The organism is Stieleria sp. (genome assembly GCF_041595215.1).
GTDB classification, from domain to species: Bacteria; Planctomycetota; Planctomycetia; order Pirellulales; family Pirellulaceae; genus Stieleria; species Stieleria magnilauensis.
Map to the genome: position 1 here is coordinate 1 of NZ_JBFHKV010000024.1, position 19396 is coordinate 19396.

Genomic DNA, 19396 nt, shown 5'->3' on the forward strand with positions numbered 1-19396 from the left:
AGGCGACGGGGCCTTGCCAATAGGCCGACTGCAGAGGACTCGTCGCCTCGTCCACTACCCGAAGATTTAGCTGACACGGAATACTAGTGCCGGATGCGTTCTCCGCCGGTGTAGCGGTCTTCGTTTTTCCAGCCGAACCACCAGTAGCGGTGGACCTTCAAGGTGTCGTAGCCGCTGCCTCCATTGAGGTAATCGCTGGACCAATCTCGGCCTCCGAGCAGACGCCCGCCGTCGAGATAGTCGTTTCCGCTATCACCGTAGAGCGAATCTTTTCCCATCCCGCCATCGAGGTGATCGTTGCCGGACCCGCCCCGCATGTAGTCGCGGCCCAGGTCGCCATAGATTTTGTCACGTCCCGACCCACCATACATCTTGTCGTTCCCCCATCCGCCGTGGAGGTAATCGTTGCCGGATCCACCGGACATGTAATCGTTTCCTAAGCTTCCGAGGATGCGATCGTGTCCTCGGTCGCCGTACAGGCGATCGTGTCCCCATCCGCCATCGACGAGGTCGTTGTGGTCACCGCCACGCAACGTGTCGTTGCCGAGGTCGCCGTAGATTTTGTCGTGTCCGGCATCGCCGTAGAGCGTGTCATGTCCCCATCCTCCGTGGACGTAGTCGTTGCCGCTTCCGCCGTGAATACGATCATTGCCGAGGTCGCCGCTGAGGTGATCATTTCCGGAGTCACCATAGATCACGTCGTTGCCCCAGCCGCCGTCGACGTTGTCATTGCCGCTGCCGCCACGCGCGGTGTCGTTTCCTCGTCCGCCACGGACGTGATCCGATCCCGAGCCACCGTCCAAGTAATCGTCACCCAGGTCGGCGTACAGTTTGTCATTGCCGGTGCCTCCAAAGAGTCGGTCGTTGCCGCCGGTCAGACTGATGTAGTGGTCACCGTAAAGCACGTCGTTGCCCGCATCGCCTTCGAGCGTGTCGCCACCATCTTGCCCCCAGAGCGTGTCGTTGTGGTCGCCGCCGCGAAGGGTGTCGTTTCCGAATCCGCCGCGTAAGACATCATTTCCGCTGCCACCTTCGATCGTGTCATGACCGGCCTGAAAGATCTTGAGCACGTTGTCGATATCGCTGAAGTCACCGAACAATTCGTCGGCGCCCGAACCACCATTGATGTAATCGTGGCCGGCCTCACCGTAGATCAAGTCAGCATCACTTCCGCCGTAGAGCCGATCGTTGCCGAATCCGCCCATCACCTTGTCTTTGCCGCTGCCGCCGTCGATGGTGTCGTTGCCGGCGCCCTTGCTTGTCGCGGTCATGAAGATGTAGTTTGCGATGGAATCGCCATGCAGCCAGTCGTCGCCGCCATCGCCGAAGAGGTTGTCCGAACCTTCGTCCCCGTAAATGACGTCTCGATGTTCGCCGCCATGCAACGTGTCGGAACCTTGACCGCCGCGAATTTTGTCTTCACCATGGTCGCCCCAGACTTCATCATTGCCTTCCTCGCCCATGATGTTGTCATTTCCATTGCCGCCGCGGATCGCATCGTTTCCGGTTCCGCCCATCAATTGGTCATTTCCGTTTCCGCCATCGATCGCATCGTTGCCGCCGCCGCCACGGATTTCGTCATTCCCGTTGCCACCGAGTAAGGTGTCGCCTGCCTTGCCGCCGACGATGATGTCATTGCCGTCGCCGCCGTTGAAGTTCAGCGGCAACGTCATCCCGGGGGCAGCCAATAATTCGTCATTTCCGCTGCCGGCGTCGAGTTCGAGCGACTGCACACCTTCGAAGGTTTGGCTATAGGAACGTCGCACGCCGCTTGTATCAACGAACCAGTAGATGACCTGGACGCGATGCCCCTGGTCGGTCTCGCCAAGCGACCGCACCCGGAAATTCTCGTCTGCGGCGGTTCCCTGTTTCGTGTGCGTGATCCCTTTGCGTAAACCGGCGGTCTCGCCGGCGTGAACGACCAGGTTTCCGTTCTCATCGATCGCCCCGAGCGTGGCTTCTGTCTGTGTCTTCGCCAGAATGTCTTTGTCGTCCGGCGTCGAGATGTCGAAGTCGACCAAAGAAACCTCGGCGAGAGTCGACTTCCAATCGAGCAGGTCGAAGCCGACGATCGACACCTTGGCGATGGCATCCACGCCGACGAGCAATTGGCCCGACGCGTTGACGATCGACGCAGGGTTGTAGTCGACGATCTCTTGCAATTCGTCGAAGCGAACGTGTCCGTCGTAGGTCCAATCCTTTTCATTTTGGGGACGCGTCGGGGTGAAAGGATCCGTCCACTGATCGGTGGGCAGCGTGTCGGGAAGATCGTTCAGGTCCAGATTGACGTCGATCGACATCGTTCCGAGAATCCCCGCCTTTGCCGTCAGGACTTTCCAGTCAGGCCCCAGCGATCCCCCGACCGAAGCTTTGGCACGAAAGTAAACTTCGGGCAGGTCCTTCTTTTGACTGCGAATCCGGCTAACGTCACCATCGGTCGCGCCGTACTGATTGTTGTCATCGACATAGAATCCTCGATCCAGGAAATGTTCGTTCTGCTTCCCGCTCTCTTCGAATGTCTCTCGATCGGTGAAGTCCAAGGCGTTGGAGTAGTCGTAGATTCCTTGAGCATCAACACCGAATCCGAGATCCAACCCCGCGCCGAGTTCGAATTGGAACTCGCCGTTGGCAAGAAAGGCCAACGCGGCGATCGGCGCGGTGTATTCGTACTTGATCGCCGTCAGGTCAAAATTCAAATCGGCTTGGAACAGTGTGGTGGACGCGTCACCGCGGAGCAGGTCGACGAGCGTCTGCGACTCGGAAAGAATCGGCAGACGCAGGTCGCCTTCGAATTCGGTCTCGAACGAGGTCTTCGTCTTTGTCGCGGACTTCTGCTCCGTCGTGATATTCTTCAATTGATCTAGTTTGCTACGTTTGTCTTCGTCTTCCTGCTTGCCGAATTGATAGTCGAACGAGGCTTTGACGTTTCCAAGGCCGCGTGTCGTGTCATTCAAGTCTTCGGTACCCGGCGTCTTGTAGTCCAAGATCCGATTCATCAGGCTAAGCACCGACTCGGCGCGATCGATCTTGCGCAAGGCCTCGCGACGATCATCAGCATTGCGATTCGCCTGGGCCGCTTTGCGTGCGACATCGAGGAACGTCAGATCCGTAAACGATCCCAGTCCGGGAATCGGATCGGTCAGCAGATCGACGATCGGCTTGACGGGCATGATGACATCGCGAATGCCGGAAAGGATCGGATCGATGAAGTTTCGGTAGAGCGTTCCCAAATCGAGACGCATGTGCTTGTACTCGATCGCGACGTCCGACTGTTCAGCGGTGTTTTCGCCAGATGTCGTCGCCTCACGCAGGGTGTACTTCACTTCGACCAGATTCGTGACCGCGAGGTTGAACATCGAATCGCTGCCCAGCCCTTCGATGGTCGGCAGGAAACTTCCCTCGGCATCAAGGGTGACGACGCCGTCCCCGGTGAGCGTCCCGGACACGCCGACATCGCCGAACTCGTCGGTCACCAAGAAACCGTCTTTGCTGGGATCGGTGATGTCGATCGTGTAAGTGCCCTTGAAGTGCGAATTCCCATCGTGTGATTGAAACTCGCCGATAAAGACCCCTATCTTTCCACGTGCCGGTCCGAATTCGCCATGGCCCATGGTTTCATTGAGTTGGGCGTCGACGTTGATGGTGATTTCATCGGCGCCGCTGGTCACGACGAAAAACTCGGTGTCGCCGCCGGCAAGTTCGCGGACGCCGAATTCGAGATCGAATCGTACGGTCAGTTTCGTGTCGACCGCGTCATCGTTGTCGAGCAAGACGTCGACCACCGAATCGTCGCCGAGCCCGAGATCGAGATCCAAGTAGTCTTGCAACGTCATCTCGACAGGAATCTTGAATCGGACTTCGCCGCCGTCGTCACTCTGCGTCACCGTGATTCCCGTTTCGGCGATCATGCCGTTGAGCGCCGCTTGAAGAGCCGTCTTGGTTTCCTCCACCGTCGCACCCGATTCCAGTTCGACGTCCGCCAATTCTTGCTTGAGCTGCGTGATGAATTGGCCTTTCGAACCTTGGCCCGCGAGTTGGCTGCCGATCAACGGCGCTTCGGTCGTAAGCACCCGCTCGTTGACTTGCTGTTGAAGCGAGTCGAACAGGTCCGATTGGAGACCTTCGTCGATCACACCCAGATCGGCTGCAAACATTTGCCGGTTTGCCAGCTTCTGGATCAGCATCTTGCGTGGGCGTCGATTCCGTTTGTCGCGTCGTTTGGGAGTCAGCATCGGGTGTTCCTTGATGGATCGGTGGTCTGTATGGGTGCGAATGGGGCTGGACGTGGGATCCTGCGTCAATTTGCTGGGGATCCCTTAACGCCGCGAACAGAAAATTCCTGCTCTCATCGGCACATATGCGCAGCCACCCATCCCGTTACAGAAAACCCCTGAACTTTTCTCCATGGGCGTTTTTAGACCGCAAATCAGCGGGTGAAGTCGCGGTCTGAATCGCAAGGATTCCGTCGGCCCGATCCCGAAAAATGAGCTCGATTGCCGGGACACCGGCCGTGGCATCTTTTCAGATTGAACGCTAGTCTTCGTCGATGCCCAGCACCGAGTCGGCGACGAAGGCGTTGTTGAGACGCTCTTGGCCGAAGGTGGACACCGGTCCGTGGCCGGGCAGGAACTGGATCTGCTTGCCCAGCGGCCACAGTTTTTGAACGATCGATTCGATCAGGTCATCGGTGCTGCCGTAGGGGAAATCGGTGCGTCCCACCGAGCCGCAGAACAACACGTCACCGACGAAGGCAAAGGCGTCGTCGGGCTGAACCAACACAATGTGCCCGGGGGTATGCCCCGGGCACTCGTACACGTCAAATTCGATTCCCGCAAGCTCGACTTTGTCGCCTTCGTTCAAATAGCGGTCGGGGGTCACGTTCGTCCCGCCCACGATGCCGTACTTGCCACAATCGGTTTCGATCGAATCGAGCAAGAACTGATCCTTGGCGTTGGGGCCGATGATCGGGACGCCGAACTTCTTTTTCAATGGACCGGCGGCCCCGACATGATCGATGTGGCCGTGTGTCAGCCAGATCGCCGAGACATCGACGCCGAGTTCTTCGACGGCCCCGATGATGAGCTCGGCGTCGCCGCCGGGATCAACGATGGCGGCCTGTTTCGTTTCAGTCGACCAGATGATCGAACAGTTTTGTTGCAGTGGCGTGACCGGCACGATGCTGACTCGGAAACGGGGTTGCGGCGCGGCATCGGGCTGGTCGGAGTCGGTCATGGTTGACGTGCTTTGGTTCAGGGCGTTTCAGTGGAAGATCAAGACGACGACGCGGACGCCACGCGGAAGACTTATTCGTGGGGCGACTGATGCATGATCGCCGCGGCATAGTTCAATGCATCGGTCCACTGTTTGTCCAGTGCCGCGTTCCAGTCGTTGCCGTGGAATTCGGCAATTGTTTCGACCAGCACCTCGACAAATTTCGGGAACAAATCGTTGGCGATCCCGAGCCCGTGATGCTTCGTTCCGAGCACTTCCAGGTAGTCCTTGGAGGAACGACGCAGCGCCGGGTATTGCTTGACGGCTAGCAACGCCATGGTCAACATCGCCGTTTGGCGTTTGACGTTGGCACCGGCGAAGAAGTATTTAAACTCGGGATAGCGCTGAAACAGCCGCTCGTAAAACCCATCCAGTGCGTTGGATTCATCGCTCAGAATCGCTTCGACGCTCTCGTCAAGTTCCACGGCTGGACCTAACTGAATTTAAAAAGTAGATCCGACATTCTAGCACGTCGCGCCCGGTGGTGGGTCGATCCGGGCCGGGTGGGCTGCGTTGGGCGGACTGCTCGGGCAGGGCGGACTGAGCCGGCCCAGCTGCGCCGACTACCAGCATTCAATCGCCGTCGAGCGCCGGGCCGGCTTGGGTCGGTTTCGATTTCAGGCCGACGGTGTTGACCGTGACAACGGAGTAGCCGTGGTCGACGCCTCGCTCTGCCGTTTGGTCGACGAATTCCATTTGCACCAACGGTTGCGTGGGTGTGTCGCTGTATTGCAAGCCTTGAAAGATCGGGCGACCGAATCGGTTCGTCACTTCGGTTGGCACTTCGGCTAGTGGCTTGCCGTTGCGAAGGATAATGAACTTCTCGATCCCGCTTTGCAAATCGGCTTCCGCCCGCCAGCGCAAACGGTTGCCCTGAAGCTGAACCGACTTCGGCGGCGGCGGTGGTGAGGGATCCGCAACCCGGGTGTCCTTGCGGTACTGCATCCACAACGTCGCGATCGTCTCGTCGGGCAGCCAGATGGCTTGCAGCGGGTCGCCGTCAAAGTCCTCCGCCGCGACAGCGGTCGTGTCGGTCGGCTTGGCCAGCCAGGCTGAGTCGGTGGGCATGGGACGCAAGGCACCGCCCGGTTCCATCGGCAACCGACGTTCCAGGCATCGATCCAGCCACGGGATTGCCAGGTAGCGCTGATTGCCGCATTCATGTGCGGTCAAGGGATCGATCGCGATCCCGAGCAACCCGCCGCGACCGCGAACCGTTTCAAAAAACTCCAGGTTCGCAGGCCAGACCTTCGCGAACCGTCCGTCCTTCACCGTCACGCCTTCTTTCGTACCGGGATTGCACATCATCGGCACACCCAACGCAGCCTCGGGCAATGTGTGTGGTTTGATACCGGGGCGATCGGGGTTGGGGGCCCGCAGCGGAACGCCCGAGCGTAGCCACGCCGCCACGATCCGATTCGGCCGGATCATCACCATGCCGCCGCACCAGTGACCACCGCCGCTGTGTCCCCACAGCGCCAACGGTGCCGACGCGAGTTCCGGGTGCCCCGATTGCCTGCCAAGGTCGACCAGCGATTGTTCAAACGTGGTCGCCGATCCGTTGCGGGGATCGCACCACATCTGACAGTCTGCTTCCTGCGGTTGTTCGTAGGCCGGAGCCAACAGCGCGCAGTCATGTTTTCTAGCGAGCGCCTGCCAGTGCAAATCAAAGGCACCGGTCAGTCCCGATTTGCACGAACCTTCGCCGCATCCGTGTTGGTGCACGACGACGCCCCGCAACGTCTTCACGCCCGGTGGAATCCAAATCGTGTAGCTGACCGGGAAAATTAACTCGGTGGACGTCGGGTCATCAGGCTTCTGGGCGTCGGACGTCTCCGCGGCATCGTAGCGGACTCGGTAATAGGGCGGCTCCACATCGGGGAACACGTCGTACGGTGGAGACTGCGCCGTCAACGGCATGACAGTGCCCAGCAGAATACCGATCAGCAGGACTGGGCGGGAAACGAGACAACGGATCATGTCGGACGAGGTGTTCATGCGGGGGTGTGGAAGTCGCATCGGCGGAGGGGCGTTTCTGGTGGTCAAGAATATAGCACGCCTGTCGGTCCCCTTGGCCAAACGCGTCTGTTCGCTTGTCCGTCACCCGCCCTGACGTGTCGCATCAGCCCTTCGGCCGGGGTTGTCGACGAGGGCAGAAGCGTTAGGTTTCTTCGCGGCCACCGGTGGCGGTGTGCTGCTGACGGTCGGCTCTCGTTCGCCGACCGTCGTTTCCATGGACGCTTGTCGCCCGAACGATGAAAAGGGATTGTATTGATGAAATCACGTTTGATTCTTCTCGTTGTCTTTGCCGTGTCTTCCGTTGCCGTCGCCCAGGGTGGCGCCTTTGATGAAGTCAATGCGTGGCGCCGTGCTGCCGGGTTACCCTCATTCATCGAAGACCCCGCGATGACCGAGTTTGCCAAACGCAAAGCGGAGTACCGCGCCGCACGGGGACTGAAGAACGGACATCAAGGCCCCTCGGTTCCGGCCGGTTGGACCGAGGGTTGTGGGGAAGCAACTGCGACGTGGGGTTGGCTGACCTGTGCGACCGAATGCGATTTCCGTTACGCCGGAGCCGGGGTGGCGATCGGCGCCGACGGCGAGCGTTACATGGTCTTTGTCGGGCGAGGCGGAAGCGGCCGAGCGTTGATCGATCCCAATCGCTACCCGATCATCAAGACGGCGCACTTGACCCCCAACCCGTTGCGGGCGGTCGCGTCGCGTGTGGCATCGCGGGTCGCCGATTCCACCTCCAAACGCTGCCCCAAGTGCGGCCGAGTGCACTGAGTCAGTGGTGCCGGGAACGGACGAGCAATTGAAAAGCGATGAAGTCCAGACCATCAAAAAGCACTTCGATGGCGTGCCGGCTTCATCCCAATACCGCTAAGTTAAGGCCCGGACGCTGGCGCGAACCGGCTGATGTCAAACGATGATCAGCCGTTTGGCGCGAGCCTACGGGCCCTCCCTAGAGGAAACGACGCTTAAATACGGGCGTGAGCCTGCCCGGGCCGGCAATCACGACCGGCGGTGGTTCCACTACCGCTGTGTCCAGCGGGGCCCCTACCGGGCAACCGCTGCAGCCGAACGCCAACCAACAGCCAAAGTACTTTTCCAATTGACCGTGCGATCGCGATTCCGCCAGCAGCGGGTGGTCGATCCTCCAATCGATTGACTTGTCCGCATGCCCCACGCAGTCAAATAGTGATGGCGGGACAACACCAATCGTTGCGTGCTACCGCACGCGGCACTTGAATTCGATCGTGGCTGTTTCGCCGACGGCCAGGGGATCGGCCAGCGTCCATTGCATCCGCACCGAACCGGCGGCGTTGCCCTTGGTCGTGAACTCGGCTTGGCGATCGCAGTGCTGGGAGTCTTCGATATACTCCAGCCGTCCGACCAGGCTGTCCGCGATTTCGATGTGGCTGACTGCAGAGTCACCGACGTTGCGGACATGGATGGCGAAGCTGACTTCGTCGCCCTGCTGTGCGTGAGCCTTGTCGGCGACCTTCATGATTTCCAGGCGACCGGCGTCCGGGAAATCGTATCGGACGAATCCTTCGACCTTGGCATCACGTGTCAGCACGGGCGGCGTGATGCTTTCGATCATCACTTCCACGGCATCGCGGATCATCCACGATTGGGCCGCGACGGCGCCTTGTTTCAGGATGGCGATTTGCGATTCATCCAAACGATTCAACGAAACGGCATCGAGTGTCGCCAGGATTTCCAAGGCGTCTTCGGCCAGCAGTGGTTGCACGATGCCTTCGACCGGAACACCGCGATTGCGATCGCGCATCGCGTCGACGCGTCGTGCGACGTCCGCACGGGCCAGTTCCAAGGACTCGCCGACCACCAAGCTCGGTTGCGTCAAACCAATTCCGTTGGGACCGACCGGTTGAAAGGTGCCACGCAGGCCGACGGCTTTCTCGCCGGCGACCGCGCCGCTGACTTGCCGAATCGCGCCGAAGCGGGGTGAGTACAGACAGACGGGATTGCTCGCTTGGACCGCGATGTCACCCGCCTCGGTCGTGTAATGCACCACGGCATCTTGGGGATCGAGCCCGCCCACGTGGTCATTGACCATCACGCGGGCTTCGGGCGGTGTGTCCCCGCCGTTGCACAAAAACTCTTGCGGATCGTAGGGCTGGCCCATCGCCATGACGGGAGTCGCGGGCGCCCAGGTTTGGCATGATCCGGCGTCGGTGCTTTGGATGCATCCTTGGCAGGCCCCGGCTTGATCGCCGGCGCGATCACTCAATCGACCGAAGTAGCCGACCTGTGCGATTTCGTTTGGTTCCGGTTGGATCGCTGCAGCGGTCTTCACTCCGGGAACCGCAGGCGTGTGACCGCCGGGAGTCAGCTTCGGCGTGGGTGTCTGATGCATGCCTGGCAAGTTCGGTGTTCCCGGCAACCGCAATCCGTTGGTCACCGCCGGCGACTGGCAACCGACAAGGACCACCATCGTTCCCAGCAGTGTCCCTGCCGCGAACGTGCCCCGACAGAAAGATCGGCAAGATGCAAAGCAGTGAAACATGGTCGGTTGCAGTTGAAGGTGTATCGGGAACAAAGCTTGTCGCTCAGCGGCACGGTCCAGATGCGTGGTTTTCGTGCTGCCGACGCGATCAAGGTGTTTCAGGCATGGGTTCTGGCTTGTAAATCGGCGCCCAAGCGGGAAAGCCGAAGTAGAACTGGGAGCTCAGTGCCGGGTTCCGCGGCGGCGACTTGGATCCCAGGCGTACGATCGCGACGGGGCGGCCGAACGAATCGGCCGTCGCGAGTGCATCTTGGTCCAATGGGATATCGATCGGACGCGACTCGGTGCGTTGCTGGGCAAGCGGGATGGCCGTTTGTGGGTCTTCCAGGTAAACGACCCTGGTGACCAAATTGCCGTCGAGCGCTTCCTGCAAGTCCGATTCGCTCAGGTTGATCGGGATCGGGTACAGCGTTTCGAGTCCGCGTGGCGGATAGATGCGCCCGATCAGTTCGACCGTCGGATAGAGTTCGGCGCCGATGGCGTCGGGGATGCCGGTGATGCGAAAACGGTACACCGCACCGACCATCAGGCCGGCCATCAGATCCGGTTCCTCTTCGCTGTGGCTGCCCGCCAGTGGCAAGGAGAACTTGGTGCCGGCGGGTCCCGAGAAGGCGACCGGTTGGAACGTGCCCTGCTGCATTGAGACCGCAGCCGGACTTTGCCAAACCGCACCCGGCGGCAGTGATTTGTAGTACAGCGGATGTCGCCCGCTGGTATCGAGCGGTTCGACCGCTGCGGCGACACGATTGAACGCGACGTTGCTGAGCAAGGTGATCAGCAAGGCAAGGACGAACATGCAAACCAACGCCTCAGCTCGGTTGCTCGATTCGGCCACGTCGATCGTGATCGCGGCGGTTCTGGGCCTGGTATGCATGGATCTCGGCCTGGTTTGCATCATGGGGTCCACTCAAACGTGGGCGTCGGTCATCCGAAAATCAGATGCCGACGCCACGTGCTTTCAACAGTTACCTCTTCAGCCCTTCGTCATGCGGTCCCTGCGATCAGGGTTGGCAATTCGGATCGACTGGCTGACTTCCCGGCAACAGGGGACGTCCCGCAGGTGCACCCGGGTGGATGTTCTGCTCGGTGATCCGCACTCGGCTGACCGGGTTGGGATAGCTGTAGCCGGGCTGATGCCGAACGGTCGTTCGCATCGTTTCGACGGGCTGGGGAATATGCATCGGGGTGCGGTTCCGCATCACGTGCTTCTTCAATCCCGCGGGGGCTCCCAACGGAATGTGCGGCGGTCCGGGCAACCCGATCGGTGTGCCGCTGATCGGCATGCCGTACTGGGGTGCGTTGACGCCGGCGATCATGCCCGGCAGTTGCGGCGGAGTCATCGAACAGGCACCGCCATCGGGGCCACAGCCGCTCGTCGACGCCGGGGCGAAGGGTGCGGGCAGTCCGGCGATCGGCGGAGACATTCCCAGTCCCATGCCGCCCGATCCGGGCATTTCGATATCTTTGTCACCGAGTCGGATGATCGCCAGGATCGAACCGCGTCGGTCGGCTTCGACGATCGGATCCACGCCCGGATCCAGCCGCGTGCTCACCAGGGTATCAATTCCCGCCAAAGCAGGACCTTGGAAATCCGGATCGGGCAGGTACAGCACCTTGGTCACAAAATTACCGGTGACCACTTGGTCGAAATCCTCTTCGTCGAATTGAAGCGGAATCGAGTTGTGGGCAAGGTAAGCGCCGGTGCGCGGATTGGCATAGGCCAATTCGATCGTCGGGTACAGTTCCACGCCTTCACGTCCCGGGATGTTCGTCAGCTTGATGCGGAACAAACCACCTTGGGGAAAGTTTTGGCGGGCGGGGACGATCAACGGTTCGCTGTCGAACATGCCGCTGCCGGTTTGGTCGTAGCGAACCTGCATGCCTTCGGGGCGACCGAAGGTGACTTGAACGGCTTGATTGATCGGCGCGGCGACCATCATGCCGCCCATGCCGGCTCCGCCGACGATCGTTCCGCTGGATCCGGCGTTGCATCCGCAGGCGGCACCGCCGGCATGCATGCCGTCAACGAATCCGACTTGTTGGATTTCGCTCTGGCTTAAATCTCGGCCTGCGGCGGCGAGCTCCGACGGGACTTCCGTCGGAACCTTGTTGGCCGCAATCGTGTTGCAGGATCCGGCCGGAGCAGCCATGGCACCGGCGTACGGTGGTGGTCCCAAGACGCCGGGGCCGGGGCCTCCGACTCCAGGACCGGGCTCCATCATTTGTTGAGCCGGTGGTAAATTGTGGCGAGTCGGTACGCATCCGGTCGCGACCATCGCACCAGCCGCAATCAGCGACAAGTGAGTGACGAATCGTTTCATCTTTTCCCCCATTCCTTGGGTAGCACCGCGCTCGAATGCGGTTTGCGGGTCGGTCCCCGCCTGGGCTGAAAAATCAAAGGTAGTTTCTCGTGCACGATCTGCCTGGACGTGTGACCCGAATCGCATCTACGATTCGCGCCACGCAACGGACAGGACGGCCACGTGATAAACCCATCGGCACGTTGCGTCCTGATTCTTTGGAAAAATCGCCATAACCCGACCATGAAGATCGATCGACACGACCGCCAGCAGCCGAAAGGCCCCGTGAAACTCCGTTTCACGCCCCCACTGTGCCTATTCGCCTTCGGTTGTGTCCTCGTCGCGGTGCTTTTCAATCAGCCGCTCGGTGGACAACCGGCCCAAGCCGAGCCGCCAATGACCGGACAGACGACACACCCGCCGGCGCCCGATCCAAGCCCACCGCCCGCTGGAAATGCTGTAGAAAATACCGGCGATGGCTCGGCGGACAGCGCCGCCGACCAGCAGCGTGCCGCCGCATTGATCGATCAAGTCATCGATCGTCTGGCCAATGGTGCCGCCTTCGATTGTAAAATCCGCCAACGTGTTCGAACCGCCGGACGCGAAGTGCTCGGCGTCGGCACCTATCTGCAGGTCGGTGGCGGAACCGGACAATTTTCTTTTCAGATCGAAATGCACGATGGCACCGGAAAACATCGTCTGCAACAAATCAGCGACGGACGCCTGGCTTGGACCCGCACCGAGGTCGCCGGCGTCATCTCCCTCAGCCGCGTTGATGTCGGATGGTTGGACGAAGGAGCCCGGACGCTACGCAGAAACAACCGGATCAAACCTAGCATGATGGTCGGGGGACCCTGCGAAATGCTTGATAGCATTCGCCGAGACTTTGACTTGAAACTCGGCAAAAGCTCGCTCGCCGGACGGTCGCTATTGGTCGTCATCGGCACGCTGAAACAAAGTCGACGCGACGAAATCACCGCGATCGTCGACGGAGCCGAATTGCCGGCACTGTTTCCCACACGCGTCAACGTGGCCATCGCCCAAGACGACGACCCCGAAATTAACTTCGGCAAAGGCCTGCCGGTTCGAATCGAGCACTTCAGCGACCCGATTGCCACGTCCGACGCCCCCCAAGGCGAACTGCGGTCGACGCTCAAAAAACGCCAAATGATCTCGTTGCTGGAATTCTATTCGATTCGCCCCGTCGCCCCTCCCCCGATTCAACGGTTCCGCTTCGAGAACCAGGACACCGAGATCGATTTCGTCAACGAAACCGGCCGCTACGAAGACCGATTCAATATCCGAGTCAGCGCCAAGGAACGCGAACGGTACCGCTGAATCATCCAACGGCTCACCCGCTCGCTCTTTAATCCCGCTGCAACAGTTCGACCAATCGGGGAAAATTCGACCGCTCGGATTCCGGGATGAATTGCTTCAACAGCGAGAGTTTCTTGGGGACGTCCGGATGCGTTTGGATCACATGTCTGGTGAACGCTCGTTGACTCTCGTTGAAGGCGTCGCCGGAGCGGATGCCGATGACATTGCAGAGTGAAAACAACGAATGCGGGCTGACGTCCATCGGCAACAGTCGCGTGTAGATCACTGAGGGATCTTTCGACATTTCGGCCGACTGGACAAATGCACTCCAGTGTGATTTCCACAGTCCGGGGGCTTGCTCAAATGCGAACAGGTAGGTGATCGCGGCTTGATGATACTTTCGCTCTGATAAGAGTTTGTCGGCTCGTGCGAGGGTCAATTCGGGCGTCAACTTTTCCTGGTCGATGGCCTGTTTCCAAAGCTGGATCGCTTTGTCGCCTTGGCCGGCGCGCTGGTACAACGCTGCCACTGTGTCAACGAAGCCTTCCGGGATCGGCGCGTCGGGGGTGGGGGCAGTACCGACCCGCCGCTCGAACAGCGAAATCAGTTGGTCAATCCGACCGGCACGGATCAGGATCTCCATGGCTTGGTGAGACACCGCGGATCGCAAAATCTTTCCATTGGACACGTGACCTTGGATGATCGAAAACGCGACCTCCGCGGCCGTGACCTGGTTTCCGTCCATCAGAAGTGATTGGGCGATCCGCAGTTGATACAAATCGTCTTGTCGCAGCGAGGGCGTCACTGGTGAGGTGACGCGTCGACGAGTCGCGACCGCCAGATTCGGTCGGCCGCCCAATCCTTGTTCCGCCAATAGTCTTTCAAATGCCGTGCGAGTGGAGTGGTTGAGTTGCAATTCCAGGAATTGATCGGCAGCATCACGGGCCGATGCAATGGCGCCGATCCGTGTCGCCAGATAAAACTTCGCCAATTCGAGTTTCTGCGTCGACAGGTCGTCGCTCGTTTCGACATTGTTTAGCCGCGCAAACCCCTGGTCGGCTTTGGTGGTTTCAATTTCGAAACGCGCCAATTCGATTTGCAGGTCGACGTCGTTGGGATAAGTTTGGCAAAGCCCTAACAACTTTCTGTAGCAATCAGCGGGGCGTCGATTCCACCATGCTGCATACGCCGCAACCAACTTGCGCAGTTTCAGTTCTTGTTCCGTCGCATCGGGCAAATCACGCTCAAGGCCCATCATCCAGCCATCCGACTGAGAATCCGGGACGGGGCTGAAACGCTGAGGGTCGCCGTCGATTGCCAGTTGCAGAAAACCTCGCATCAGATAGTCGTCGATCAATTGCCTGGCAAGCGTTGTGTGCCGTTGGTTTCGCGAGAAGGTGAAACTCATCGAGGTCATCGACGTTGTCACCTGTCGGGTCGCGTCAGTTGCATATTGACGCACAAACTCGTTGCCGGTCAGCGCATTTTGTTTCAGCGTGTTTCGACGTGTGCAGTGGGCCAACCACGTATCCAAAAGCACCGTCCGATGCCGCCGTCGAAACTCTATTTCCGAAGGCAACGCGGGTGAGAAGAGCCAGGTTTTGACTTTGTTGGACTGCATGTTCTTCAACAAATCGAGTTGCCGGTCGCGACGTGCGATGTCGGGCAATCGGGCGACAAGTTCGTCGGCACGGGGCAGGTCGTTTTGCCAAAGCGCAACCTGGACGTCCGCGATGGCAACCACCAAACGATTCAGTGGGGGAGCCGCCGCGTCGTGATGGGGCGTCGGCATTTCCTTTCCAGCTTGCCGATACTCACGGATCATGAAACGATGCAATTCAAGTTCTTGCCCGATCTGCTCGGGCGATAGGTTGCCGACAAGCATCACTTCCCGTCTGGCCGCAACAACCTTGGCCAGGATCCCCAGTTGGTGGTCGTCGAGCGACTTGAGACGCCTCGACGATCCATCTCCCTCGACCCTCATCCGCTTCGTCCTGGCTTCCAAGATCGATCGCCATTCCGGGTGCTCGTCTGCCGGGGCGACTTCTGCCATTCGCCAAAACAATGACTCGGGGGGACGGATCGCCGTGCGACTGAGCGATCGTTCCAAACCATAAAGCGCCAGCAATTCTTCCAACTGGCGCGGGTCCTTGATCTGATCCGGCGGCGGCATCGGGAACATTGCATCGATCAGATCGTGAACCGATTGCGGGTTGCCGTCGCGTGTGTTTTGTTTGCTACGGCCGAGCACCACGATCGCGCGACTGATCCAACGGGCCTGATAGTAGTCCTCGGGGATCAGATAGTCCCGTGGGGCGGGTCGCGCGGGGGTACCGGCCGGAACGCGGGCGGCATTGGCGGAGTCCGCTTTGCCAAGGAAGTTGCTTAGGAAAAGCGTGAAGTTGCGTTTCGACACCGTGTACGTGCTCAATTTGGCGGTGCCGGAACGTCTGACTCGCGGAGTGAGACGAATCGTGTAGTTGCCGGACAGGCCCCTGCCGGACGCTTGCGTGGCTTGGCAGGGCGGAGGCAGGTCGAACTGGGCGTCCAGGGCGTCGATCTCGCCGGCCAAGCGAATCGCTTTGGCAAGCCGAGCGTCATCGGCGTCGCGAGCGGTCAAGAATAGTAACTGCGACTCCACACATTTGATTCCCCACCACGCCGTTTGATGCTCGCCTGCGATGCGGCACAGTTCGATCGCCTTGTCGAAACTTTGGTCGGCCGTTCGCGCGATGAGGGTCATGGCGCGTTGCGGATCGGTTGTGTGGGCCAGTTCGCTGGCACTTAATTCGAACTGCTTCAACTTGCCAAGCTTGGCCTGCAGTTCCCCCAACAAATCATAGTCGTCCGGCGTGCCTGCCAGGTCGATCAATTGACGCTGATACTCCACGGCGGTCTCAAAATCGGACATCGCCATCAGACAGGTGACGGTTTGCCGGATCAAATCCTGATCGTCGGGTTGCTGATCTACCAATTGCCGCAACAGAAAACTCGCACGCTTGAAGTTTTCGATCGATTGCCAAAACGATGCGACCATTCGCTGTGCGTGGTAGCGGTCCTTGGTCGTCAACAAAAACTGTTCCAATCGTCTGAGCAGCTGATTCGATTCTCCCCGCCGCTCATACAGCGGAACCATCATTTGCATCAGTTCCTGACGGCGATCCCAGTCGCGTTCCATCTCGATCGCTTCCCAATACAGCAGGATCGCCGGGTCGGTCTGAAACCGATCGGCGTAGTGTTTGGCCAACATCAAGCGGTGCAGATTGTCACGCGGTGCTAGATCAATTGCGTTTCGCAGGGCCGCGACCGCTTCTTCGTCGCGCCGGAGGGCGAACGCCAGCTCAGCAAAGATTCGATAGGAATCTGCGGCACCCGGAGCGACGCGGATCAAGGCGACGGCGGTCTGAGCCGCTTGTTCCAGATCGCCGATTTCGTTTTGCAAGGTCAAGATCCGACGCAGGTATTCCGTTTGGAACCGAGCGTCCAGTTCCGTCAATCGCTCGTAATACTTGATCGCGTCCATTCGCCGCTGCTGCCGTTGGGCGATCTCCGCTGCGATAAGTAGCGTTTCGACGTCGTCGGGGGCTTGATCGAAGGCGTCTCGGATTGTCTCAGCGGCGCGGGAAAGTTGGTTGTCGGCAAGGTACAGATGCGCCAACAGCAAACGGTTCTTGATCGAGGCTTCTTGATTGGCCGTTTGTGCGATCACTTGTCTCAGGGTTCCGGCTTCGATGTAGGCCGTGATTTGGTCGCGAAGCACCTGTTGACGCTCGTCTCGCGTTTCCGCAATCGACTCTGCCGTTTCCAGCTGTGCGATGGCCTGTCGATAGGCGTTTGCGTCCATCAACGCCCGGGCGTAGCGGAGCCGTTGATTGAAGGTCAGATCAAATGAAGCCGCCTCGCGCCACGCTTCGAGTGATTGAGAGTTGAACTTGAACGATGCAAAAATCTCGGCCAACCGAATCAACGACTCGCGATTCCGACGCGGACCCGTCGCGATTGATTGCCAAACCTCGATGGCTTCATCCACCCGCTTGAGCGTATGAAGTTGCTCGCCCAGGTATTCGCGGTATTGCGTGGAATCGGGGGCTAGCTCGACTGCCTTGCGGTACAGAGAAATGGCCTGGTCGGTACGACCAATGCCGGACAGCAGTTTGGCAACGCGGACGTGCAGCACCGGATCCTCGGGCCGTAAACTCAACAGCCGTTCCCAGACGCCAGCGGCGGCATCACGTCGTGCGTGCAGTTCTCTGTCCACGTCACGCAACAGCAGTCGGCCCCAGCGAATGAAGTGATCGGGATTGTTGGGGTCGAGACGAACGAGGGCTTCGAAGTGCGGCGATGTATCTGCCGGACGATCGGCGCGGTCCAAGACATCGATCAATGCCAGACGGGCGGAGATGTCGCCCGGCGCTTTTTCGACGGCGGTCAGCATCGTTTTTCGGGCCAAATCCGAACGTCCGGCGAGCGTTTGGATCTGACCCAAGCGAATCCGCAAGGACAGATCATCGGGCAACCGTTGCACCTCCGCGGAATAAAACTCGATCAGTGCATCGAATGAACCATCGTGGAGTAGTCCTGCCTCCAGACGATCGCGGACATCGCGATACAGCCAGCTGCCCGGACGGAGACGCAATAACAAGGATTTCAATTGTTCGTTCGCCTCGTCGGCGCGATCGAGCAGGCGCTGCAGTTCCGCCGTTTGGATTTGAATGCGAATCTTCTGTTCGGCGTTCTTCGCTCCCCGAGCCAATTGGGTGTATTGTTCCAAAGCCGGTTCGTACAGCCTTTCGTCAACCAATTGTCGGGCGACCCGTTCAGCGATCGATTGATCACCGGGAAACTGTTGTTCGAGTTGTTTCCACGTTTGGATCGCTTTCGATTGATTGCCCGATTGAGCATGCAGTCGACCAAGTTGCAGATAGATCTCCACCGCATCGACGCGTCTGGGGCCGCGATCGAGTGAACGCTGCATCGCCTCAATCGCTTCGTCGGTCTTTCCCGTCGCACGCAATGCCGCTGCCAATTGAAAGCTGGCCATGGCATCCTGTTCCAGCCAACGTTCCGCCTTGCCCAGCGCCACGATCGCCTTGCCGTACAGACCGCGACGGAGCTGAATCAGCCCGAGCACCATTTGATGCTCCCCGGCACGCTCGGCCGACTCGGCGGCATCAAGCGATCGAAGGAAATCGTCCAGCGTGCGATTTTGGAGATGGTGGCTGTACACGCGATCGAGCGCAATTCCCGGTCTCGGTCGCCGCAGCAGGACCTCGGTGAATCGCTCGATCGCCTGGTCGGACTCGGCGGCTGGGCGTTGTGCCAGGACACCGCTTCGATCGGTCAAGGCAACGCCCCCGATCGTTAGCAAACAGACGAGCGACACCATGCGGCGTGGCAAGTGGGATCGAGAGCGATTGTGTTGCGTCATCGTCGTGGAAAACCACTCTCCGAACAGTGCCGCGTTGACATCGGTACCCATACGCCATCAACGATTGTACCGATCCATCGTACCAAGATCACGCGTCACTGGCTGACGCCACGTGCTGGGTGTTAGCGGGACGCGTAAGCGAGCGGCGCGTTGGCGATGCGGTGCCGTCACTCGCCACTGGCTGACGCCACGTGCTGGGTGTCAGCGGGACGCGTGAGCGTGCGGCGTGTTGGCGATGCGGTGCCGTCACGCGCCACTGGCTGACGCCACGTGCTGGGATGGGACGCTTCGCGGTTTGTTGGTTGAATCGGATCGCACGTGGGATGAGCCGTATCGCGCGAGCGTACGGGCCCCAACGACGACACAAACACAACAAAGCCCGTAGGCTCGCGCCAAACGGCTGATCCAGTCGGCAAACCGGTCAGCGGGCGGCGGGGGTTTCGCCGCGAATGAGCCCGGACAGCACCGACAGGGCGGCCTGATCGTTGCGCTGCGTTGCGAATTCACTCAACCGTGCAATCACTTGCGTCGTCGCTGCGTCGGCGG

At 59.7% G+C, this 19396-nt stretch carries 10 protein-coding genes; 2 read left to right on the forward strand and 8 right to left on the reverse strand.

Annotated features, from left to right (window positions below; all coding sequences use genetic code 11):
- Positions 1 to 83: 83 nt before the first annotated feature.
- The 4 genes from ABX749_RS01850 to ABX749_RS01865 all read right to left on the reverse strand — a co-directional run bounded on the left by ABX749_RS01850 (position 84) and on the right by ABX749_RS01865 (position 7269).
- Positions 84 to 4232: a calcium-binding protein gene (locus ABX749_RS01850; RefSeq protein ID WP_372894516.1), complete on the reverse strand. Its 4149-nt coding sequence runs from the start codon at positions 4230 to 4232 to the stop codon at positions 84 to 86.
- A 301-nt stretch (positions 4233 to 4533) separates the two neighbouring features.
- The gene (locus tag ABX749_RS01855) at positions 4534 to 5232 is read right to left on the reverse strand and encodes an MBL fold metallo-hydrolase (protein WP_372894517.1); all 699 of its coding nucleotides are present in this window, start codon (positions 5230 to 5232) and stop codon (positions 4534 to 4536) included.
- Between the two features lie 71 nt (positions 5233 to 5303).
- Entirely contained in the window at positions 5304 to 5696 is a 393-nt protein-coding gene (locus ABX749_RS01860) for a globin domain-containing protein (RefSeq protein ID WP_372894518.1), read from the reverse strand.
- A 148-nt stretch (positions 5697 to 5844) separates the two neighbouring features.
- On the reverse strand, positions 5845 to 7269 hold the full coding sequence (locus ABX749_RS01865) for a hypothetical protein (RefSeq protein ID WP_372894519.1): 1425 nt from the start codon (positions 7267 to 7269) through the stop codon (positions 5845 to 5847).
- A 276-nt stretch (positions 7270 to 7545) separates the two neighbouring features.
- On the opposite strand from ABX749_RS01865, the gene ABX749_RS01870 reads away from it, so the two are divergent.
- A complete protein-coding gene (locus ABX749_RS01870) occupies positions 7546 to 8058 on the forward strand; it encodes a CAP domain-containing protein (RefSeq protein WP_372894520.1) in 513 nt (170 codons plus the stop codon).
- A 445-nt stretch (positions 8059 to 8503) separates the two neighbouring features.
- Here ABX749_RS01870 and ABX749_RS01875 read toward each other — a convergent pair whose 3' ends face one another.
- From ABX749_RS01875 to ABX749_RS01885, 3 genes are all read right to left on the reverse strand, one after another.
- Positions 8504 to 9733, reverse strand: coding sequence for a DUF11 domain-containing protein (locus ABX749_RS01875; RefSeq protein WP_372894521.1), 1230 nt, complete (start codon positions 9731 to 9733; stop codon positions 8504 to 8506).
- A 160-nt stretch (positions 9734 to 9893) separates the two neighbouring features.
- A complete protein-coding gene (locus ABX749_RS01880; protein ID WP_372894522.1) occupies positions 9894 to 10679 on the reverse strand; it encodes a hypothetical protein in 786 nt (261 codons plus the stop codon).
- A gap of 127 nt (positions 10680 to 10806) precedes the next feature.
- A complete protein-coding gene (locus tag ABX749_RS01885) occupies positions 10807 to 12126 on the reverse strand; it encodes a hypothetical protein (protein ID WP_145211510.1) in 1320 nt (439 codons plus the stop codon).
- A gap of 264 nt (positions 12127 to 12390) precedes the next feature.
- Here ABX749_RS01885 and ABX749_RS01890 point away from each other — a divergent pair, with 264 nt between their 5' ends.
- Positions 12391 to 13443, forward strand: coding sequence for a hypothetical protein (locus ABX749_RS01890; protein ID WP_372894523.1), 1053 nt, complete (start codon positions 12391 to 12393; stop codon positions 13441 to 13443).
- A 28-nt stretch (positions 13444 to 13471) separates the two neighbouring features.
- On the opposite strand, the gene ABX749_RS01895 is transcribed toward ABX749_RS01890, so the two are convergent.
- Complete coding sequence (locus tag ABX749_RS01895; RefSeq protein WP_372894524.1) at positions 13472 to 18901, reverse strand: tetratricopeptide repeat protein; 5430 nt, start codon at positions 18899 to 18901, stop codon at positions 13472 to 13474.
- Positions 18902 to 19396: the final 495 nt, after the last annotated feature.

What these genes read in the sequence shown, in the direction of transcription:
- ABX749_RS01880 (WP_372894522.1), bottom strand. Translation starts at nt 10,679, where the DNA reads ATGCATACCAGGCCCAGAACCGCCGCGATCACGATCGACGTGGCCGAA.
- ABX749_RS01885 (WP_145211510.1), bottom strand. Translation starts at nt 12,126, where the DNA reads ATGAAACGATTCGTCACTCACTTGTCGCTGATTGCGGCTGGTGCGATG.
- ABX749_RS01855 (WP_372894517.1), bottom strand. Translation starts at nt 5,232, where the DNA reads ATGACCGACTCCGACCAGCCCGATGCCGCGCCGCAACCCCGTTTCCGA.
- ABX749_RS01865 (WP_372894519.1), bottom strand. Translation starts at nt 7,269, where the DNA reads ATGAACACCTCGTCCGACATGATCCGTTGTCTCGTTTCCCGCCCAGTC.
- ABX749_RS01875 (WP_372894521.1), bottom strand. Translation starts at nt 9,733, where the DNA reads ATGGTGGTCCTTGTCGGTTGCCAGTCGCCGGCGGTGACCAACGGATTG.
- ABX749_RS01895 (WP_372894524.1), bottom strand. Translation starts at nt 18,901, where the DNA reads ATGGGTACCGATGTCAACGCGGCACTGTTCGGAGAGTGGTTTTCCACG.
- ABX749_RS01850 (WP_372894516.1), bottom strand. Translation starts at nt 4,232, where the DNA reads ATGCTGACTCCCAAACGACGCGACAAACGGAATCGACGCCCACGCAAG.
- ABX749_RS01870 (WP_372894520.1), top strand. Translation starts at nt 7,546, where the DNA reads ATGAAATCACGTTTGATTCTTCTCGTTGTCTTTGCCGTGTCTTCCGTT.